General features: G+C 41.4%; 21 protein-coding genes and 2 pseudogenes. 7 read left to right on the top strand and 16 right to left on the bottom strand.

Features of this window, described 5'->3' with window-relative positions; translation table 11 throughout:
• Window positions 1-367 precede the first annotated feature (367 nt).
• From BLT_RS0103410 to BLT_RS0103400, 3 genes are all read right to left on the bottom strand, one after another.
• The gene (locus tag BLT_RS0103410) at window positions 368-994 is read right to left on the bottom strand and encodes a hypothetical protein (protein WP_017726414.1); all 627 of its coding nucleotides are present in this window, start codon (window positions 992-994) and stop codon (window positions 368-370) included.
• A gap of 81 nt (window positions 995-1075) precedes the next feature.
• Complete coding sequence (locus BLT_RS0103405) at window positions 1076-2569, bottom strand: leucyl aminopeptidase (protein ID WP_017726413.1); 1494 nt, start codon at window positions 2567-2569, stop codon at window positions 1076-1078.
• A 76-nt stretch (window positions 2570-2645) separates the two neighbouring features.
• Entirely contained in the window at window positions 2646-3029 is a 384-nt protein-coding gene (locus tag BLT_RS0103400; RefSeq protein WP_017726412.1) for a DUF309 domain-containing protein, read from the bottom strand.
• 138 nt (window positions 3030-3167) lie between these two features.
• Here BLT_RS0103400 and BLT_RS0103395 point away from each other — a divergent pair, with 138 nt between their 5' ends.
• Together BLT_RS0103395 and BLT_RS0103390 are read left to right on the top strand one after the other, a co-directional pair.
• Complete coding sequence (locus tag BLT_RS0103395) at window positions 3168-3644, top strand: divergent PAP2 family protein (protein WP_017726411.1); 477 nt, start codon at window positions 3168-3170, stop codon at window positions 3642-3644.
• Window positions 3645-3672: 28 nt separating this feature from the next.
• Entirely contained in the window at window positions 3673-4485 is an 813-nt protein-coding gene (locus BLT_RS0103390; protein WP_017726410.1) for a cobalamin-binding protein, read from the top strand.
• Window positions 4486-4548: 63 nt separating this feature from the next.
• On the opposite strand, the gene BLT_RS23955 is transcribed toward BLT_RS0103390, so the two are convergent.
• From BLT_RS23955 to BLT_RS0103365, 5 genes are all read right to left on the bottom strand, one after another.
• Entirely contained in the window at window positions 4549-4707 is a 159-nt protein-coding gene (locus BLT_RS23955; RefSeq protein WP_017726409.1) for a hypothetical protein, read from the bottom strand.
• A 138-nt stretch (window positions 4708-4845) separates the two neighbouring features.
• The gene (locus tag BLT_RS0103380) at window positions 4846-5547 is read right to left on the bottom strand and encodes a 3D domain-containing protein (RefSeq protein WP_017726408.1); all 702 of its coding nucleotides are present in this window, start codon (window positions 5545-5547) and stop codon (window positions 4846-4848) included.
• A 175-nt stretch (window positions 5548-5722) separates the two neighbouring features.
• Window positions 5723-6040, bottom strand: a complete 318-nt coding sequence (locus BLT_RS0103375; protein ID WP_017726407.1) for a YuiB family protein — start codon at window positions 6038-6040, stop codon at window positions 5723-5725.
• A gap of 309 nt (window positions 6041-6349) precedes the next feature.
• Window positions 6350-6502: a YuiA family protein gene (locus BLT_RS23950; RefSeq protein ID WP_017726406.1), complete on the bottom strand. Its 153-nt coding sequence runs from the start codon at window positions 6500-6502 to the stop codon at window positions 6350-6352.
• 327 nt (window positions 6503-6829) lie between these two features.
• Entirely contained in the window at window positions 6830-8032 is a 1203-nt protein-coding gene (locus BLT_RS0103365) for an NAD(P)/FAD-dependent oxidoreductase (protein WP_017726405.1), read from the bottom strand.
• 431 nt (window positions 8033-8463) lie between these two features.
• On the opposite strand from BLT_RS0103365, the gene BLT_RS0103360 reads away from it, so the two are divergent.
• A complete protein-coding gene (locus tag BLT_RS0103360; protein WP_026104968.1) occupies window positions 8464-9456 on the top strand; it encodes an NAD(P)/FAD-dependent oxidoreductase in 993 nt (330 codons plus the stop codon).
• Between the two features lie 165 nt (window positions 9457-9621).
• Here the strand turns inward: BLT_RS0103360 and erpA are convergent, their stop codons facing one another.
• Both erpA and BLT_RS0103350 read right to left on the bottom strand, forming a co-directional pair.
• A complete protein-coding gene (gene erpA / locus BLT_RS0103355; RefSeq protein ID WP_017726403.1) occupies window positions 9622-9975 on the bottom strand; it encodes an iron-sulfur cluster insertion protein ErpA in 354 nt (117 codons plus the stop codon).
• Between the two features lie 111 nt (window positions 9976-10086).
• The gene (locus BLT_RS0103350; RefSeq protein ID WP_017726402.1) at window positions 10087-10284 is read right to left on the bottom strand and encodes an aspartyl-phosphate phosphatase Spo0E family protein; all 198 of its coding nucleotides are present in this window, start codon (window positions 10282-10284) and stop codon (window positions 10087-10089) included.
• A 317-nt stretch (window positions 10285-10601) separates the two neighbouring features.
• On the opposite strand from BLT_RS0103350, the gene mqnE reads away from it, so the two are divergent.
• Window positions 10602-11696, top strand: coding sequence for an aminofutalosine synthase MqnE (gene mqnE / locus BLT_RS0103345; protein WP_017726401.1), 1095 nt, complete (start codon window positions 10602-10604; stop codon window positions 11694-11696).
• A 668-nt stretch (window positions 11697-12364) separates the two neighbouring features.
• Here mqnE and dapF read toward each other — a convergent pair.
• The 3 genes from dapF to BLT_RS0103325 all read right to left on the bottom strand — a co-directional run bounded on the left by dapF (window position 12365) and on the right by BLT_RS0103325 (window position 13874).
• Complete coding sequence (gene dapF / locus BLT_RS0103340) at window positions 12365-13216, bottom strand: diaminopimelate epimerase (protein ID WP_026104967.1); 852 nt, start codon at window positions 13214-13216, stop codon at window positions 12365-12367.
• A 9-nt stretch (window positions 13217-13225) separates the two neighbouring features.
• The gene (locus tag BLT_RS0103335; RefSeq protein WP_017726399.1) at window positions 13226-13465 is read right to left on the bottom strand and encodes a hypothetical protein; all 240 of its coding nucleotides are present in this window, start codon (window positions 13463-13465) and stop codon (window positions 13226-13228) included.
• 172 nt (window positions 13466-13637) lie between these two features.
• On the bottom strand, window positions 13638-13874 hold the full coding sequence (locus BLT_RS0103325; RefSeq protein WP_017726397.1) for a YuzB family protein: 237 nt from the start codon (window positions 13872-13874) through the stop codon (window positions 13638-13640).
• Between the two features lie 238 nt (window positions 13875-14112).
• Between BLT_RS0103325 and BLT_RS24820 the strand changes: the two are divergent.
• Window positions 14113-14274: pseudogene (locus BLT_RS24820) on the top strand (TetR/AcrR family transcriptional regulator); the annotation flags it as partial.
• 411 nt (window positions 14275-14685) lie between these two features.
• Window positions 14686-15753, top strand: a complete 1068-nt coding sequence (locus tag BLT_RS0103320) for an FAD-dependent oxidoreductase (protein ID WP_026104966.1) — start codon at window positions 14686-14688, stop codon at window positions 15751-15753.
• Between the two features lie 76 nt (window positions 15754-15829).
• Here BLT_RS0103320 and BLT_RS0103315 read toward each other — a convergent pair whose 3' ends face one another.
• On the bottom strand, window positions 15830-16132 hold the full coding sequence (locus BLT_RS0103315; protein ID WP_017726395.1) for a YuzD family protein: 303 nt from the start codon (window positions 16130-16132) through the stop codon (window positions 15830-15832).
• 218 nt (window positions 16133-16350) lie between these two features.
• On the opposite strand from BLT_RS0103315, the gene BLT_RS0103310 reads away from it, so the two are divergent.
• Window positions 16351-16590, top strand: a complete 240-nt coding sequence (locus tag BLT_RS0103310) for a NifU family protein (RefSeq protein WP_017726394.1) — start codon at window positions 16351-16353, stop codon at window positions 16588-16590.
• 157 nt (window positions 16591-16747) lie between these two features.
• On the opposite strand, the gene BLT_RS0103305 is transcribed toward BLT_RS0103310, so the two are convergent.
• The gene (locus BLT_RS0103305; RefSeq protein WP_017726393.1) at window positions 16748-16975 is read right to left on the bottom strand and encodes a transcriptional regulator SplA domain-containing protein; all 228 of its coding nucleotides are present in this window, start codon (window positions 16973-16975) and stop codon (window positions 16748-16750) included.
• A gap of 228 nt (window positions 16976-17203) precedes the next feature.
• Window positions 17204-17334, bottom strand: a pseudogene (locus tag BLT_RS24370) (IS200/IS605 family transposase); the annotation flags it as partial.

Genomic DNA, 17334 nt, shown 5'->3' with positions numbered 1-17334 from the left:
CACCGTACAAAAAAGACTCCCTGTTCAAAACAGAAACCAAGCCGTATAGAGCGTGGAGTAAAAGTGAAAAAGCAGCCGAATCGGCTGCTTTTTTTCTTGGGTTGGGACAAAAGAGTTTTTTTTGGTAAGAAATCCGAACGTCATGATCGTTGCTGCATCGCATTCGCTTCGGAAATATCCTTCGCTAAGGTTATGCATTGTTCGCATTTTCAATCATACACGTTCGTTAGGTCCCATCCCCTTTTTCTGTGAAGAGCTTCAGCACAAGTTGGTGAGGCAATGAAGCACTTCCGCTCGCACCACCTTCATTGGAATGGTGTGTATTTTCATCCCAGTGGGAAGAGCGAGCCGTTCATGAGGGTTTCTGTTAAAATGCAGTAATCTCATAGTCATTCATCTTTAATTTATCCCCTTTTTTTATGAAAGAAAATGAAAACGTCAAGTAATCTTGTGATGGGTAGCCAAGAAGGCCATAGTACTGAGATGAGTAAAGGTCATCTTCTTCATAAAAATAAACGGGGACATTCGATCCGTTTACGGTAATGGTACTCCCTCTTTGTTCAAGGGTAAGCTGGTCCATGTGCAGCATCCGTAAACCAGGGTTCACGATTGACTCCCTTACAGCTACATAAAAATCAGACATATCATTTTGCTCAATCGAGAAGAAATTAGCCTCCTCTAAGTAACCCGTAAAATGGTTATTATAGAACAAACGATTATCTTCACGGATAAAGATACTATTGATGAGCTGTTCAACCGCTTCATCGGTCATTATGTCCTCTAACAAAGAATAAACCTCGCCAACAGTTTGGTACTGTTCATTGTAATAGCTGTCCTCTTCCTTAACATGGTAACGAAACAATTCAGACGATGCGATTAAGATTTGATCATATTGTGCCATAATTTCCTGCTCATTCACTTCGGTAGAACAACCGACAAGAAGAAAAAAGCAACTAAACGCGATACTCCATTTCCACGCCTTTAACGTTTTCATTTGAAACACCCTTCTATCTTTTACCTCTTTTCTGTAAGACGAGTATTCCTTAGAAAAAGTTTCAATTTTTTCCTTCTTTTTTTAAAACCTTTTATAATTTTCAGCAACCCTTGCTAATGTTCGAGCCATCACGCCTGTTCCGCCTATAGGACCGAGATTTGTCGCTTTTGATTGCCAGGCCGTTCCAGCAATATCTAGATGGACCCATGGTGTATCTTCGGCAAATTCCCCAACAAATAACCCTGCCGTTATGCTTCCCGCTAATCTTCCAGGTGCATTATTTAAATCGGCAATATCACTTGTTTTTAGCATCTCCCGATAGGGTTCATAGGATGGTAAGCGCCAAGTCCATTCCCCTGTTTCAGCTGAAGCTTCAAGTACTTCCTCCATCCACTCCTCATTGTTCGTCACTGCACCTGTTGTGCAGTCTCCAAGAGCTACCATCACTGCTCCTGTCAGAGTTGCTACATCAATCAAATAGGTTGCTCCAAGCTGTTTTGCATACGTTACAGCGTCAGCTAAAATGAGGCGTCCCTCTGCATCAGTATTACGCACCTCAATCGTTTTTCCGGCAAGGGAACGAATGACATCACCTGGCTTTAAGGCTGATCCGTTGATCATATTTTCTGTCGATGGAATGACGGCGAGGATGTTCACTTCAGGTTTCAGCGTGCCGATAATCTCCATCGCTCCGAGCACCGCAGCTGCTCCTCCCATATCATATTTCATTTCATGCATGCTTTGCGATGGCTTGATTGAAATCCCGCCAGAATCAAAGGTTAAGCCTTTTCCAACAAACCCGAGAACATCCTTCTGCTCTTTTGCCCCTTCATAGGTAAGAACAATCATTTTGGGAGGCTGATCACTGCCACTGGCTACAGCAAGGAGCGCCCCCATCCCGAGCTTCTCCATCTCCGCTCGTTCAAGCACCTCCACCTTAAAGCCATGCCTTACTGCAAGCTTTCTCGCTTCGTCGGCTAGATCAGAAGGTGTGAGCATATTTCCAGGTGTATTAACAAGCCCTCGCGCAAGATTTGTACCTTCTCCATAGACTTTTCCCCGCTTTAAGGCATCTGATAATTGCGTGCTTTTACTGTAAACTGTAAATGACTGTAGTTCTTTCTCTACTTCATTTGTTTTTTCCTTATAATCTGCTAGTTGATAAAGACTTAATGCAATGGCTTCCGCTACTAAAAATCCAACCTGCTCCGCTAAAATTTTCTCGGTCACAAAGCTGTCTAATAAAACTGCACCGTTTGTTATACGATGCTCACGTATTTTTTTCCCAGCAGCAGCCAAGCTTTGCCGAAGCTTTTCTTCTGTCAGCTCTTCTTTTTTGCCGAGTCCTACAGCATAAAGAGCACGGCTCTTTAGTAATCCTAAGCTAAAAATTTCGGTTACGGTGCCAAGCTTTGTACGAAGCTGTTTCTCTTTTTTTAATGTGCTTAAATGCCCATTCATCCTTTTATCGAGCTCAGCAAGCGGCTCTTGAAGCGGCTTATTCCCTTCAAACATTCCGATGATTAACGCTTCATGTGTACCTTCAAACGGCGATGACTGACTGACGTAATACATCAAATTCCTCCTTCATGTCTTTGGATCCCTTTCCCCCATTATACCTTGCGAACCTTTTTATTTAGATACTCCAATTTTATTGGCGAACCGTTAAAATAAGCCGCGGTAATTCCGGTAATTCCTTCACATTTTCAAATGGTACGGAATCAATATCCTGTGGTATAATTGACAAACATCGAACGATAAATGCTAAAATGTGTTCCACATCTAATCCCCAATGCTGAGGACGGTAGCCATCTAAGTAATGGTAGCTGACCTTCATCATCGAGCGGGAACCTTTTACATTCCCATACCCATAATGATAAAGGGAGACAGATAACTGCAAAAGACCTTTAACAAAAAGGTTTTGACGGTCAGTTAACCAAATTTCTTCCAATAGATCGTGACATGTATAGTAATCACCCTCATTAAAGGTAATGACAAACGTCATAAATTCACAAGGTACATTCAATGCGCTCATGTTCGCCTCCTCATTTTACCCATTAAACATCAAGCTTTCTCTGTTTGCATGTTTGATGCGTAAAAACATTGGGTATTAAATCACCCATCACATAGAAAACATATGTATTTGCTTGCATAGAAAGGACGACAAACCTACATGGACTTTCTTCATAACTTCCCTTTATGGGCAGCTTTACTTGCGATTGGAATTGCTCAATTTGTAAAAATACCGTTGGCGTATATTGCGACTCGTACGTTCGACTGGACGCTTTTGACGAGTACTGGTGGTATGCCAAGCTCTCATTCAGCCGCTGTTACAGCTTTAGCAACAGCGATTGGCCTACAGGAAGGCTTCGAATCCCCATTATTTGCGATTTCAGCGATTTTTGGCATTATTGTCATGTTTGATGCAACAGGGGTACGCCGTCATGCTGGCTACCATGCCACTGTCCTTAATCAACTTGTTACGGATTTTAATAAGCTTGTTTCCGAAGTAAAATCATGGCCTGAAAAAGAAGAAACGGAAAAACGTAAAGAATTAAAAGAACTTCTAGGACATCAGCCAATTGAAGTGTTCTTTGGGGGACTGCTAGGCATTGTTCTATCGATTCTACTTCATATTATCATTTTTTAACTCTATTGCGGTTAGGAGGAACTGCCTTGTGAGACTCATCTCTCTTTGTCCGAGTAACACTGAAAAACTAGCCTACTTAGGCTTAACTGACTCCCTAGTAGCGGTAGATGACTACTCTGATTGGCCTGATTCGATTGGGAATCTCCCCCGTTTAGGTCCTGATTTGAACATTGATATGGACCGCGTGGAAGCGTTGAAGCCTGATTTAGTCGTGGCATCCCTAAGTGTACCAGGCATGGAGCGAAATGTAGCCGCTCTTGTGGAACGAAACATTCCTCATGTCGTCTACAACCCTCATTCTTTGGAGGAAATCGGGCAATGCTTACATGATTTAGCAAAGCGCACAGGTACAAGTACGGAGGCAATGAAGGTGGTGGATACCTATTACGCACTGCTTAATGACTACAAGGAGCGCGCACAAGGCCTTACACGAAAGCGGCTCTATTGGGAATGGTGGCCTAAGCCAGTTTTTACACCTGGAGGAACAAACTGGTTAACTGAGATTAGTGCGCTTGCCGGTGGTGAAAATGTTTATGCGGATGAAATGATTCCAAGTGTGAAAACGGATTGGGATGAAGTGCTCACGCGAGACCCTGACCATATTTGCCTCGCATGGGTTGGAATCGCCTCAGACAAGGTCAAGCCTGAGTTACTTCTAAAACGTCCAAATTGGTCTGAGCTTCGCGCAATGAAAGAAGGGAACCTTCACATTTTAGAAGAGCCGCTCTATTGTCGACCTTCTCCTCGTCTGCTCCTTGGATTAAAAAAGCTTGCAGCCCTGCTACATCCAACTGTATTTCCAGCCGATGACGGTTTAGATCCTCTTTTCGATCATCAATAACCTTTATACGACAATCGTACCATAAAATGCCATCTAGCAGATCGGCATAACCATATGTTTTGACTATTTAGCAGCATCATGCTTAAGTGTCTCTTCCCCAGCAAAGTCTTTTTGTACAACCTTTAATAAAAGTGGTGTCAGCTCTGTGCTTTCCCATCTCCTGTACTCAAGCTCGGCCCCATTCCTAATAAACAAAACTTGGCTTTTCGCCAAGTCCTTCATAGCGACAGCCTTCGTTGCAGCTATACTTAGGCCTTCAAATGTTTAACTATGTCGATAAACTCAGACATTAAAAATTTAATCTTTCTTAACGCACAAAAAAAAGACAGGAGCTGCAAGGCTTTCTGTCTTTCCTTTTGATTAAAAGCTCATTTGTTCTCGAAATACTTGAACCGATTCATCTTCGTTTAACGCTTTGAGTTCAGACTCTGTTAATCGACCGTTTCCTTTTTTTATGAGGTACACATTAACTTCTTTTCTCCCCCATTGCTCAAATACATCTTCTACGGTCTCATAATAAAGGTCAATTTTTTTTCCTTTTATCGCCGATCCAGTATCGGCAACAACGCCATAACCGTAACCAGGAATAAAGAGCACCGTTCCAATCGGATAAACATTGGGGTCAGCTGCAATCGTCGAATAGACATCTCGTCGAACATGAACGCCTGAATACGTAATGCCATATCCCGGATGCTTCTTATTTTTTCCTGTTGACTCCACGCCCGCTGTATATCCTGTAGCATGAACCGTCTGGGAAGGATATTGACTCCAATCAATAGCCTCCTCTAGCATGATAGGGCGCGATGCTACGATGTGATGAGACATGGATTTCTCATCTCTGTCTATGTTTGGTAGCTGTTTGTTTTGAATGTGAACTCGTTTGTATGAAACATTCCTTGCAATTTTCGGTTCGGCCTGTTTTCCAAGAATCGACTGTTCATACATCCATTGCTGAAATTCTTTGGCGCTGACACCTGAAAAGGTATGAAACGTTATGATAAAAGCAATGCACACTAAACTGGTCATCAATGTCCTTCGGCCAATACATTTCACCACTTCCATAATCTTTCACTCCTCTCAAATGTAAGCATCCCCAAACGGAAAAATAAATATACAAACAGATGAGAGAAAATTTTGACATTTAATGGAGGGTTTCATTGCTACTAACCGGTTTATAGCCACGAAAAAGAGACTGACGTGATCTAGTCAGCCTCTTAGTATGCCTGCATTTACAGCCTTAAAACATTTGGTAGCCTCTCACTCGTAGCATTCGAATGACAATTCCTGCCACGATAGCCCCGATAAACCCACTAGTTAAAACGAGCACATCCACAAATTTCAACGCAATCAAACCCTGCCATAATAAAGAAAAAGACGTGGCTGGTGCAGTAAAATATTGAAAAAATGAAACATTATCAACAATAAAAATGACGATAATTGGATAAGCAACGGCCATTATCCAGGTTGAACGTAGAACCATATTTAAGAGAAATCCAATGCCAAAGAAGAGAATCAAAAACAATAGCATGGAAATCAATAGTTGCGGCAAACTCAATTTGTGCACCCCCATATTCATTGTTAGTTTACTGAATGGGCTGGACACAGTCAACAATCGCTTCTTGACAGCTTTGTGGCAATTGTCTAATTCCAAAGTTTTAAGTTAGTGCTACAAAAAATTTAATGAAAGGGGATTCGCAAAATTTCATAGAAACTAGCATGTGGGCTCGCTCTTCCCACTCGGATGAAAATGAGTCCTTTGGACATGCTGGGCACCATTTAAATGAAGGCGCATGAGCGGAAGGACATCGTTACTTTCCCATCCAGTACTGAAGCTCTTCCCCGATTGCTCAGAAAAAAAGCACAGTTATGATACCGTGCTTTTTTCCTCCTTATGCTTTAACTGCCCTTCTCCTCGGCAATAATCACATGTCTCACTTCCACCTAATAAAAGCTGAAAATAGCCATTTCCATTGCAATACGGGCAACGGACCTTAAACACAAGCTGTCCTTTCTTCATCCATGCTCATCCCCCTCCTGCTGTTTTTACCTTTTATATTATCAGAATTTTTAGATTTATAAAACTGGCAATTTTACCTCCTACTCATTATGTAAGCGCAATCAAAAATGCCAACCGCTTTCGTTCTTCTTTTTTCAAACGATTTCTTTAACAAACAAAATAAATAAGTAGTTTGCATTCAAAATATACTCGCTTGCTTTTATACTACCTTTAGAGCAAATGGTGCAAGTGGAAGAGCTTCATTGTTTCATCAACTCGAACTGAAGCTCCGTCCCCGATTCCAAAAAAAGAAGCTGACATCGTTCATCAGCTTCTTACTTGCTTATTTTAGAATGGGCTCTTACCTTTTTTCATCACGAGTGAAGGACCGCCTAGTAGGAATAAGTAACGGTTATCAATCATCTTTTTCATAAAGCTGGCAGAAGAACCGAATAGTTTACGAGATCCTACGACACCAATCGCCTCTTTTCCTCCTAATGAGGCAACCGTACCTTTGATTTCTGGCTTAAAGCTTTGAAGCTCGCCACCTTTAATTAATGCCTTTAAGTTATGCGCACATGTAGCAGCCATTTGCATCGCAATTTGTGCAGTTGGTGGGTAAGGGCGATTGATTTCTTCATTAATAATCAATGCGCAGTCTCCAATGACAAACACATCATCATGGCCTGGAGCGCGAAGATCTGGTTCAACCTTAATACGACCACGCATTGCTTCAAAGCCTGATTTCTCAATGATAGAATTTCCACGCACACCTGTCGCCCATACGATTGTTTCTGCTTTGATTTCTTCACCATCAGCTAGATGAACAGCACCTTTTGTTACCTCTTTAATTGGGCAGTTGATTTTAAATTCAACACCACGGCTTTCAAGCAAGTTCATCGCATATTCCACAAGCTCTGGGTCAAACCCTGGAAGAGCTGTTGGTGCTGCCTCAATGACATACATTTTTACTTTTTCACGTGGGATGTCATAGTAGTCACAAAGCTCAGGAACACGCTCAGATAATTCACCAATAAACTCAATCCCAGTGAACCCTGCACCGGCAACAACAAACGTTAGAAGCTCGTCACGCTTCTCTGCCAAGTTATTATATTTTGCAAACATATATTCAATATGCTCTTTTACTTCACGGGCACCATTGACGGTCCACTTACTAAAGGCATATTCTTGAACACCTGGGACACCAAACGTTTCTGGCTCCGATCCTAGACCGATGACAAGATAATCGTAATCCAACTCACCGTTTTCAAGAATGACTTTTTTCTCATCCCTTTTAATTTCAACAACGACATCTTGTACGAAGTTGATTTTGTTCAAATCAAGTACGCTTTTAATTGGCATGCGCGTACGATTTGGATGCATGGTACCAGCAGCTGGCTCATGAAGCCAAGTTGTTTGGTAATGATAATCGTGCTTATTGACAAGTGTAATCGCTGCTTCATTGTGTCCTAATTCTTTTGTAAGACGAGAAGCTGTGATCATTCCACCGTAGCCAGCACCTAAAATAACAATATTAGGCTTATTCAACATCATCACTTCCATTTTCTTAGATTTTCATACTTAGATGAATAAACAGCAACAAGTTTGTGATTGATTTCACGTATGACTACAAAAAAAGGAAAAGAATTCATATGAAATTAATAATTACGTCGCAAAATAGTCACAAAATACAATTATTATCATATGGCTTTTCCACATTTTTTTCAAGCGTTTTCGATGAATTTCTCGCTAAATATTGAAAACGGTTTCTCTTTTTGGAAAAGAGGTGGCGTTCAATTACAATTTAAGTCGGCAATAAAAGGAGGCTAGATGAGACGATCCAAAAATGTTTCTGATTTTAGCCTTCACATTCTTTCGACAATATATTCTTTTGTGCTGATGCTGACTTTTCCTTTGTTTTTAAAATCAGATATGCTTATAATGTAAGAAGAATACAATTGTATGGGGGTGCAGCAATCATCATGACAGAGAACCGAGACGTGTATGACATTACGATAATTGGAGGAGGCCCCACAGGTCTTTTTGCCGCATTTTATGGGGGGATGAGACAAGCGAGAGTCAAAATCATTGAGAGTATGCCTCAACTAGGTGGTCAGCTTTCTGCCCTTTACCCTGAGAAATACATATATGATGTTGCTGGCTTTCCAAAAGTCAAAGCACAAGATTTAGTGAATGACCTCATAAAGCAAGCACAGCAATTTAACCCCGCTCTTGCCCTAGAGCAATCCGTCCAAAAGCTTGAAAAACAAGAGGACGACACATTTTTAATTAAAACAGACAAAGAATCTCATTATTCCAAAGCGGTCATTGTAACCGCTGGAGCAGGTGCGTTTCAACCTCGCCGTTTGGAGATGGAGGATGCTGCTCAATACGAAGGTAAAAACCTCCACTATTTTGTCAATGATTTAAGTATCTTTACAGGTAAAAGCGTTCTTGTGTGTGGTGGTGGTGATTCTGCTGTTGACTGGTCACTGATGCTTGAGCCGATCGCAAAAAATGTAACGTTGATTCACCGTCGTGATAAATTCCGCGCACATGAACATAGTGTTGAACTGCTCCACAAATCAAATGTGAACATTTTAACACCATATGAAATCGATCAGCTAAAAGGCAACGGAGAGCAAATTGAACAAGTGGTCATCAAGCAAATTAAAGGCGATGATACACAAACGCTTGACATCGATGCATTAATTGTCAATTTCGGGTTTGTTTCTTCCCTTGGACCGATAAAAGAATGGGGCCTTGAAATTGAACGTAATTCCATTGTTGTTAACACGAAAATGGAAACAAACATCCCTGGTATTTATGCCGCTGGTGATATATGCACGTACCCTGGAAAGGTGAAATTGATCGCAACAGGTTTCGGAGAAGCACCGACCGCAATCAATAACGCAAAAGCTTTCATCGATCCGAATGCCCGTCTCTTCCCAGGTCATAGTACAAGCTTATTTTAACGAATAACCCCTCCCTTAGCCATTGATTTTTGTTAAGGGGGGGTTTTTTTCAATTCGTATGATTAGCGATTTCCATTCGCCCTGGCATCCATTTATTACGTTATCTCGGAAAATAAAAAAGCCAAGCTCCTCAACAATGAGTGAACCTGACTTTACTCAATCGACTTAGCAATCTTCTGGTGTTCCCGCATTCGTTGCCGTGCGGAAAGAGGTTCCACAGCCACATGTAGCAATCGCATTCGGATTATCGATCGTGAACCCGCCACCCATCATGTTTTGCTTATAATCAATGACGAGACCTTTGATAATTGATGCACTCTCTTTATCAATTAATACTTGTAAGCCCTTTATCTCTACTTGTGTATCGTCTTCTTGAACGTCGGTATCAAAACCCATACCGTACGAGAGGCCACTACAACCGCCGCCTTTTACACCGACACGAAGCATAAGATTTTGCTCTTCTTCTTCTTTCATCATATCTTTAATGCGGTCTACCGCAGCATCTGTTAGAGTTATCATATTACCCCTCCTTATAACATCCTCATGCAAATGATTCTTATTGCATGTAAGTTTACCGCTAGTATACATGGATTATCCTTGAACCTCAAGGAACTTGCTCTGATTCTCCACTCAAAGAGCTAGCTGCTCCCAGCTACTTGTCTCATCAGGATGGGAATTTAAGATAATATTATGCGCACGATCCAGTTCTTGACTATACTTTAGTACAAGGGGATGACCCAATCCATATTGCTTTGCTGCCGCAATCATTTTTTCACGAAGAGATTCAATTCGATGAATGCATGCTTCGTAATTTATACTATTGGACATCCTTCTCACCCCACTTTTACTTATCTAGATCATGACGCATCGAGTTCTTTTATTCGGAACACAAAAATTGTATTTATATTACATTTTAACCAATTATGGTTGCCTGTGCAATGCTTTAACAGAAGAAAAGATTGATTTTCATATTTTTGTAACTTTTCCTAGCCATACTCTTTTACCACAGTTTTCCTTCTTTCTTTTAATCCCTATCGTCTGATAGTATAATAAGAGAATAAATGCAATTGGTCACCTTCCCTGCATAACGAGATACGTTTTCAAGCGTTCTCTAAACATTTGAATAATACTGGGGGTAAAAAAAGATGGGGACACTTATAACGGATACAAAGCTTCATGACATAGCCGAAAAAATTAAGCACGGGGAGCGCCTTACCATTGAGGATGGGCTCTTCCTTTATGAGACACCTGATTTACTTGGTGTGGCTCAGCTCGCCAATGAAGTAAATGCACAAAAAAATGGGGATAATGTTTATTTTATTGAGAATATGTACATTAATCCGACAAACGTTTGTGAAGCAAGCTGTTCATTCTGCGGCTTCAAACGAAAGCCTGGTGAAGAAGGCGCCTATACAATGGATAGCGATGCCTTATTACATTATGTACAGTCCCGTTGGAATGATAACATCCGTGAATTTCATATCGTTGGTGGACACAATACAGAGGTACCATTCGATTACTATTTAGATACCATTCGCACACTTAAAAAGCATTACCCACACGTAACGGTCAAAGCTTATACTGGGGCAGAAATTGAATTTTTCTCCCGCCTTGCGGGTATTTCCATGAAAGAAGTGCTTCAAGAGTTAATAAAAGCAGGCTTAGATACGATGCCTGGTGGCGGAGCGGAAATTTTAACAGAGCGCTACCGTGAAAAAATGAGCCCAGATAAAGCCTCCACTGACCAATGGCTAGAAGCACACGAAATTGCTCACGGTCTCGGCTTAAAGACCCATGCAACGATGCTGTATGGTTCGATTGAGTCAAAAGAAGAGCGCTTGATTCATATGGACAGAGTCCGTCAGCTGCAAGATAAAACAGGTGGCTATATGGTGTTCATTCCACTTGCAATGCAGCCACGTAGCGTTAACGCTAGCTTGAAACGACGTACATCAGCCTTCGATGACATGCGCACCCTTGCAATTAGTCGATTAATGCTCGACAATTTCGATCATATTAAAGCCTATTGGATCAACATTGGTGTTCAGCTAACACAAATGGCGCTAACCTTCGGATCTGACGACATCCATGGCACATTGATTGAAGAACGTATCTCTCATTCAGTTGGTGCCTTAACCTCACAAGGCATAACAAGAGATGAACTGATTTATTTAATTAAAAGCGCCAACAAAGTACCAGTCGAACGAGACACCTTCTACAACATCATAAAAACATATTAAGTAGAAAAACTTAACCCCCGGCAGATTCCTTGTGTAATGTGCTGTTCCTTGTAACATTTGACAAGCACGTTTCATTGACGGCATTTCGGCGGGGGTTTTTCGTTTTTTCTGACGCTCCTACCTCCCACCACTTTCATCCTTAATAAAGGATTATTCCCAAAAACATTTGCCCTAAAAAGCAACTTCTCTGCTGTCTTTTTTTGAACGTATGATGATCACTCATAGGTCGAGTCCGTATCGAACGTCTGATCGTATTTTGAACAGACATGTAACCCTCTATTCGCGAAAAAACTCTCTTGATTTTAACCGTTCCAGATTCAGGATCGCTTTCAGTCAACACTCCTGTCCATTATCGATTTTGTCTGCAAATAGCGAATCCTCCGTCCACTTCTACCATACAAACATATCTTTTTTTACAGATAAAGAAACCTGTGTCCACTTCAAAAGCAACAAGCTCACAGCTCCCTGAAGATCAAACAAAACTTTGCTTATCCCCAAGTCCTCCATAGTGAAAGCATTCGTTGCAGTGATACTTCGCCCTTTAAATTTTTAACGATATTGGTAAACTCCGTTGTTTGAAATTTCATACTTTGCTAACGTATAAAAAAACTGCACCTCCAATTGTTCATTGTGTCTAACAATTGGGGTGCAGTTCAATTTGATGATGACTATGAACGAAGGTAGGTCCCTTCACAGATGGTTTCAGCAGCACCTGTCATGAACACATCTCCACTTTCAAGCCATGTAATCTGCAAATCACCGCCAAGTAAATGAACAGTAACTTCTTCTCCGCGTTTGGCATGTCCATTTAATACACTGGCGACAACAGCAGCACAGGCACCAGTACCACATGCCTGGGTAATACCCGATCCCCTTTCCCAGACTCGGAAATGAAGCTCTGTTGGGCTCACCACTTCAACAAATTCAACGTTCACCCAATCAGGAAAACGCTCATCCTTTTCAAGGACAGGTCCCAATGTTTCAACAGGGGCCTCGTCAATTGCATCCACATAAATGACGGCATGGGGATTTCCCATCGACACTGCTGTTAATTCTACCGTCTCTCCATTGATTACGAACGGCTCTGCCTTTACGATCTCTTTGTCCTCTCCAAGCATCGGAATCTCCGATCGTCTTAAAATTGGCTGTCCCATGTTCACTGTAACCGTCTCAACGGTCCCTTTATCTCCAACATGAACCGTCGCTTCCACAAGGCCACCTAACGTCTCTACTTGAAATGTCTTTTCGTTCACATAACCATTTTCATAGGCGAATTTTGCGACACAGCGCACGCCATTTCCACAATTTTTTGCTTCAGAGCCATCATTGTTAAACACCCTCATTTTTACCGGCGCCACATCAGATGGACAAACAAGAATCATTCCGTCAGAGCCAATTCCTTTGTTTTTATCGGCAACGGCAACAGCAAGTGCCGGAAGCGCTTGTTCCTCTAATGTTTCCTTAAAGCAATCAACATAAATATAACTATTGCCTAGTCCATGCATTTTCGTGAATCTCATGACTGTTCCTCACTTTCGCAGCTGTTCATCCGCCCAAAAATAATCTTCATCCGCTTCTAAAATCGTGATTTTCCCATGACAGCACGGGAGAATCAAGGAAGTTTTGATTCCCTCTTTTGCTTGTTCTAGCACCTCGGGCTTCATATGGGTCAGCACCTGCTCTTCCCCGCAAAAAGGGCATTCATGAAGATAAATATCGTCAAATTGTTTTTCGTAAGGCCACGTATTTTCAAATGGGATGACATCCATCATCATCACCTACTACCTTCTATCATTTAATACTGTCATTATACACAGTGAGGGTTCATTTTGAAATTGAAAAACGCCCCGCTCCAAAATATTTTCATCTGCCTGCTTATTTATAAAAGCTTTGAGAAGAAACACATAATCAAAAGACCTCCATCTGAATGATAAGAGGCCTTTAAAATAACGGGTTTTCTTCTAAATATCGATAAATGTTTTCGAGCAGCTCTTCATTTGTCTCACCCGAAACATATTCACCATTCACTAAAGCAAACGGTTCAATGGCACAACTACCACAATGGTTAAGGCATCCATACTCAATAATATCGAGGTTCGGATCTTTCTCCAATTCTTCCATGACCTTTTGTGTGCCGCTTGCTAAATTACTCAAACAGAATTCAATAATTGGGCGCATTATCTTCACCTCTCACTCTCTGTTAATCCTACTTGCTCTCGTATGAGAAGTCAATCATAAGCAGCTTATCACCTAATAAAAAGACGGAATCAAGACATTTTCCATGAAATTGTTGTTAATTTGTCATAAATTCGCTATAATCAAACTGAATACTGACCAGGGTCATTTTTTAGGCTCACTTTTTATTTTGTTGTTATCGTAAGCGCTTAAGTTTTTACTTAAAAAAGGGAGCATCGCTATGAACGGACGAACGAAAAAAGAACAGACGAAAGAACGAATTGAACTAGCAGCTCTCGAACTGTTTCGGGATAAGGGTTTTGACCATACGACAGTTCAAGAAATTACGGCAAAAGCCAAGGTCGCAAAAGGGACTTTTTTCAACCATTTTCCGACAAAAGATTCGATTATGAAATCACTGGCTGAAGAACGTCTTTACTCTGTTTCCGTCTATATGCAGCAAAAAAGGATCCACAAACTACCCATTTTAAAGAAAATCCGTACCTACTTAAATTATCTCCTTGAGGAATACGACTCGCATCCGAAGCTAACCGTTCAAATTTGGCGTCATGTTGTCGAGTTTGAGGTATTGATTCTCGCCCAGTGGAAAACCTTTTTACAAGAAGGCATGAAGCGTGGAGAGATCGACGAAAACATTTCATTAGCTACCTGGAGTCATGTCATCCACAGCCACGTATGCTACGGTTTACAAGCGTTTGCAAATGTACCAACAAAAGCGCAATTATTAAGCAAGCTCATGTCGTTAATTGAAGCTAGCTTAACGGCCATTATGGAAAAAAGGGGAAATTCGTCTATGAAAAAACTTGTTCTCTTAGGTGGAGGCTACGGTGGAATGCGAATTCTGCAACGCCTACTCCCAAATGATTTGCCGAACGATTGGGAAATTACCTTAGTCGATCGCTTACCCTATCACTGTTTAAAGACTGAGTATTACGCCTTAGCGGCAGGAACGGCGTCTGACCATCATTTACGGGTGAGTTTTCCAGAGGATCCTCGTTTAACGGTCAAATACTCAAATGTCAAAGAAATCGATCTTGAAACAAAAACGGTTTTGTTTGATGAGGAGGATACCCTTTCTTACGATACACTCATTATTGGACTAGGCTGTGAGGATAAATATCATAATGTGCCAGGGGCAGAAGAATTTACGTATAGCATTCAAAGCATGGAAGCGACTCGTCGGACATATGAGGCGCTTAACAACGTCCGTCCTGAAGGGGTTGTCTCCATTGTTGGTGCAGGTCTAAGTGGCGTTGAGCTTGCCAGTGAGCTAAGGGAGAGCCGTCCAGACTTAACAATTAAGCTCTTTGACCGTGGAGACATCATCCTTTCCATGTTCCCACGCCGGTTAAGTAATTATGTACAAAATTGGTTTATCGATCATGGGGTCGATGTCATTAATAAGTCAAACATTACGAAGGTGGAAGACGGAATACTCTATAATCATGATGAACCGATTTACTCAGACGCGATTATTTGGACAGCAGGCATTCAGCCAAATAAAGTCGTTCGTGACCTAGATGTTGAAAAAGATCAACAAGGCCGTGTTGTCTTAACTGCCCATCATCATCTCCCAAATGATGATGATGTCTTTGTTGTCGGGGACTGTGCAAGCCTTCCTCACGCACCGAGTGCTCAGCTAGCTGAGGGCCAAGCTGAGCAAATCGTGACAATCTTAAAGAAACGCTGGAACAACGAGCCTCTCCCAGAGGAAATGCCTAAAATCAAACTAAAAGGTGTTCTTGGCTCTCTCGGTAAAAAACACGGCTTCGGTCTCATGGGTGAACGGACGTTGGTTGGTCGTGTACCTCGCGTTCTTAAAAGTGGCGTTCTTTGGATGTACAAATACCATTCAGGTTGATGTTAAACTGATCATCCATAGATAAGAAGCTGATTCGAAAAGTCAGCTTCTTTTTCTGTTTGGAAAAACTCATCGGTTATAATGATTCAATTTTATTATAGATGTCTTTTAATTTAGGGTTTCCTTCCGCAACCACATCATTTTCAATGACGACGAGAGGGTACATGTATTCTTCCTCCAAAATCGCTTTTGCAAAAGCCTCGTCTTTGTCTGTAGCCTGATGGATATCCACGTAGCGAAATTGTAGCTCTTTTTCTGGATACTTGCGTCCAACTGCAGCTTCTAGCCACTCCATCGTTTCAAGAGCACTTGGAAGATTAATACAGCTTGCGCATTTTACTTCTGCACCAAAAATAACAATCTCAATTGGTTTTTCCATCTTATGCCATCTCCTCTAGCGTTTGTTAATGCGATCATACAAGGAGCCATTGAAATGCGCAAGGGAGCAGCGGTTTTTCCTTCTCTCTAACAAAATCCATATGTATAGAGATAGGTTAAAAAGAAGGACTTGGAAAAGAGAAGGAAAAATCGAAGCACAATCATAGATTTTTTTTCATATGGATATTATAATAAAGGGAAAGAAAGGAGTTGTTACGTATGGCTACAAGCACTGAAATGGCAGAACAAGTCAAAGAAGTATTAGATAAGTTACGTCCATTCTTACTTCGCGATGGTGGAGACGTTGAATTCGTTGACGTTGAAGATGGCATTGTAAAAGTTCGTCTTCTTGGCGCATGCGGTTCTTGCCCGAGTTCTACGATTACTCTAAAAGCCGGAATTGAGCGTGCACTACTTGAGGAAGTTCCTGGCGTGAAAGAAATCGAACAAGTCTTTTAATGAAACGCTAACGATATGATAAACGCCCGTCGATTCGGGCGTTTTTTATTTGCTCTGCTTACTTAAAACGTTCATAAGATAAAGTTAGCGTACCTCTTAATGAAAGTCGAAAAAAGGGAAGTGGCTTTTTTTCTGTCCCTATAGCTTCCACCCATCTTCATAGAAAATAATCTTGATACACTGCTTCTGCCTCATCGTAAGAGGCAAAAATCGCGTCATCCGCTTCAATTGGATGATAAAAATCATATAACAGCATGGATAATTCCTCTGGGTTCATCGGGTCCCTGGCAATCGTCGCTTCTTGGATTGTCGCAACCGTCGGCGTATGTGGATTCCGAAAAATGACATAGACTTGCTGTCCTTCACGTAATTGATTCATGTCCATCTCTCTAAACAACTCCCTTTGTCGTTTTTCTTCTTATTCCCTACAAACCTAACATTATGCATCTAGATAAAGGAACCTGTGTCCACCTGAAAAACGACAAGCTCTCACCATGCTGACTAAGTAAATATCCGCCGGTAGAACCGGCGGTTTTAATTTCGCCCTATAAGGGCACTTTACCGACAACCCCCTAAAGGGGACTCGAAATTGACCGTCAACCGTTCACTTCTATTACTTATCTTTAAATGGATCGACGTACTCTCTCTTCGTCATTTGGTCGCGTAATCGATCCTCCGCTTCCTGATTACGTATATAATTCTCTATCGTTTTTTGATTCAATCCTACAGTACTCACATAATATC

The sequence above is a fragment of the Halalkalibacterium ligniniphilum genome (assembly GCF_000334155.1).
In the GTDB taxonomy this organism is placed as follows: Bacteria; Bacillota; Bacilli; order Bacillales; family Bacillaceae_D; genus Halalkalibacterium; species Halalkalibacterium ligniniphilum.
The sequence above is the reverse complement of the archived record's forward strand: the minus strand, read 5'-3'. Positions and strand labels throughout refer to the sequence as shown.